Annotated in this window: 3 protein-coding genes; all 3 read right to left on the reverse strand. The window is 44.6% G+C overall.

Going from position 1 to position 2,666, the window contains the following annotated elements; genetic code table 11:
• Window positions 1-94 precede the first annotated feature (94 nt).
• Window positions 95-1,741, reverse strand: coding sequence for an IS66 family transposase (tnpC, locus tag WKT17_RS16090; RefSeq protein ID WP_340273672.1), 1,647 nt, complete (start codon window positions 1,739-1,741; stop codon window positions 95-97).
• A 153-nt stretch (window positions 1,742-1,894) separates the two neighbouring features.
• On the reverse strand, window positions 1,895-2,248 hold the full coding sequence (tnpB, locus tag WKT17_RS16095) for an IS66 family insertion sequence element accessory protein TnpB (RefSeq protein WP_026648516.1): 354 nt from the start codon (window positions 2,246-2,248) through the stop codon (window positions 1,895-1,897).
• Window positions 2,241-2,582, reverse strand: coding sequence for an IS66 family insertion sequence element accessory protein TnpA (gene tnpA, locus WKT17_RS16100; RefSeq protein WP_026648515.1), 342 nt, complete (start codon window positions 2,580-2,582; stop codon window positions 2,241-2,243). Before tnpA ends, tnpB begins: the two co-directional genes overlap by 8 nt.
• Between the last annotated feature and the right edge of the window lie 84 nt (window positions 2,583-2,666).

Here is a 2,666-nt window from a genome sequence, read left to right on the forward strand (position 1 = left end):
GTAAGTAGGTAATCATTCGTATATTGACATTTTATAAAAGCCATCTGATACTGCTCCTGGCTGTCTGCCAGATTCTCTATCAGATGGCTTATTATTATTTTTTTAGTTTAGTACGGCAGTATTCCGGAAGATTCTCTGACCATGGAAGCAGTTTCTTTAATTCTTCCTCTTTAGGAAAAGCCCCCATTTTTCTGAGTTCATCCAATATATAAGTCAGATATGCGTATGGTTTCAGATGGTTCAGAAGTGCCGTTTCTGTAATGCTGTAAACAAGGGCACTGGCATCTGCTCCCCGTACACTTTTGGCAAACAGCCAGTTGCGGCGTCCTACTGCAAAGTTTTTCAATGCACGTTCTGCACTGTTGTTGTCTATGCTGAGATGTCCATCTTCCAGATACCGTCTCAGATATACTTCCTGATTAAGCGTATACAAAATGGCATCACCAATAAGGGAAGACCTGTCTACAGAATCTTCCATCGTATGCAGCCATTCAAACATGGCATCCATAACCGGACGGGACTGTTTCTGGCGCTCCTCATATTTTTCTTCCGGTGTTTTGTCATGGAGCATCTCCTCAATCTTATAGAGAATCCCGATCCTTGACATTGCCTGATATGCAACTGTCTCTTTCAGCTGTTCTTTTGTGAAGTCTTTTTTCAATGCTGTGAGGGCTGCATCAAAGCGCCGTCTTGCATGGGTAAGGCATCCGCTTATTATGATACCTTCTCCTAAACTGTGATAAGCCTGATATCCATCACAGGTCAGATACCCATGAAACCTGTTCCCTAAAAAGTTTACAGGATGATATCCCGCACGGGTCCTTTCATAATCGAAGAGTACCATCTGCGGGGAGCCACTGAACTCATCCGTGAGGTATACCCACATCCAGTTCTGGGTCGTACCTTTCTGCTCTGGTTCTCCAAGTACCTGGATACGGCTTTCATCACAATGGATATATCTGCTTTCCAGAAGTTCTTCTTTCATCAGCTGATACAGTGGTTTCAGGTATCTGTCTGCACAGTTTATGATCCAGTTTGCCATAGTCTTTGTGGAAAGATCAAGATCATATCTGGCAAACTCTCTTTCCTGGCGTGCCAGAGGCATCCCATTTACATATTTAGCGTTCATGATACCGGCGACAAGGGAAGGCGTAGCGATACTTCCACGGATCAGGGAAGGTTCTTTTTCCGGACGTTTCATGGCCCCGCATTTCGGACAGCTGTATACATAAGTGATCTCTTCTTCAACCTCAAACTTTGCAGGTACAAAACGCAGGCGTTTTACGGTTTCCTTTGTTACTACGCTGTATTTTTTTCCGCATTCCGGGCAGTAACGGGCTTCCCCTTCCAGTTTATAGGTCCTGGTCTCAACAGTCTCAAAATTGGAAAGATCTTCTTCCCTCTTTCCTTTTCTCTTTTTACGTTTATAAGAGGATGGCCGGATCTCTTCAAACACCTCTTCTGTTTCCGCATCCGCACTGGCTTCTGCCTCATTGAACAGGTTCATCTGTTCATAGCCTTCGGCATACTTTTCACTGGATGCACCAAACTGTTTCCTCTGTGCAAGGGTAAGACGGTCAGAGAGCATGGCATTTAAGAATTCGAGTTCCTTCTGTTTATCCTTCAGCAGCTGGATCTCCGTATCCTTCTTCTTTGTCTGTTCCTGTACGATCTTCATCAATGAGATCAGATCTTCACGGCTCATGTTATTCAGCTGTTTATCTGTAAAGATCAGTTCCATGTCCTGTCCTCCCGGCTTTTATCATTATCAAAAGTATACCATGATCCCAGCTGTTTTCCTATGGAAAACTGCGTTTCCGGATATAGGAAATATGCAGGAAGATGTCGTATTTTTCATGATTTTTACGGGATTGACAGCTCCGCTGTCGTATGCTTACAGAATGATCTTTGGATGGTGTTCCTCAAATGCACCTCTGGGATTTAAGGATAGTCCGTCACACAGCCAGTGGATCTCTTTCAGAGTCACCTGGCGGAGTTCGTCCGGAGTATCCGGCCAGTGGAAGGCATTACGGTCGAGCCGTTTCATCAGGATCCAGAATCCGGATCCGTCCCATTGGAGGATCTTTATAGAAGTACGCCGACGGTTGCAGAACGCAAACATGCAGCGTGAGTATGGGTCGAGGTGAAATTTTAATTTGATGATGGCAGCCAGACCATTGTAACTTTTTCTCAGATCAGTGACTCCGCAGGCAAGATATACCGTTGTTCCTCCTGCCAGGTCAAGCATGGCACTGCAGGAATCCCAGTATGGATTCCATCAGTTCCGGTCTGCAGGAATCAGATATTTCAATACGGATACTGTCTGAGACAAAAATACGCACCGGTGCAGTTTCTTCAGAGAGAAGCTTTCTGGCAGCTTCCCGTTCAGATGGCAGTCTGGCAAAGACCAGATCCTGTTCAGGTTCAGATGCCGGATCTTCTTTAGCAAGTCTGCGGGTCCAGTATCCCATCGTAGATAAAGGGATATCGTTTTCTGCACACCATTGTTTACACGTTTGTCCACTGGTTTTGTATTGCTGGATACGGTCAGCCCAGAGTTTTGCTTTTTCTTCTTTGTTCATAGTGTATAGAATACCTCCTGAGTTTTAAGGAGATTGTAGCAGAATAAAAAATGAAAAAACAGATACGGATGATTACTTACTTAC

It is taken from the genome of Blautia sp. HCN-20427 (genome assembly GCF_037890365.1).
GTDB lineage: Bacteria > Bacillota > Clostridia > Lachnospirales > Lachnospiraceae > Blautia.

Coding starts and splice junctions, on each gene's coding strand:
- tnpC (WP_340273672.1), bottom strand. CDS start 1,741: ATGGAACTGATCTTTACAGATAAACAGCTGAATAACATGAGCCGTGAA.
- tnpB (WP_026648516.1), bottom strand. CDS start 2,248: ATGCTTGACCTGGCAGGAGGAACAACGGTATATCTTGCCTGCGGAGTC.
- tnpA (WP_026648515.1), bottom strand. CDS start 2,582: ATGAACAAAGAAGAAAAAGCAAAACTCTGGGCTGACCGTATCCAGCAA.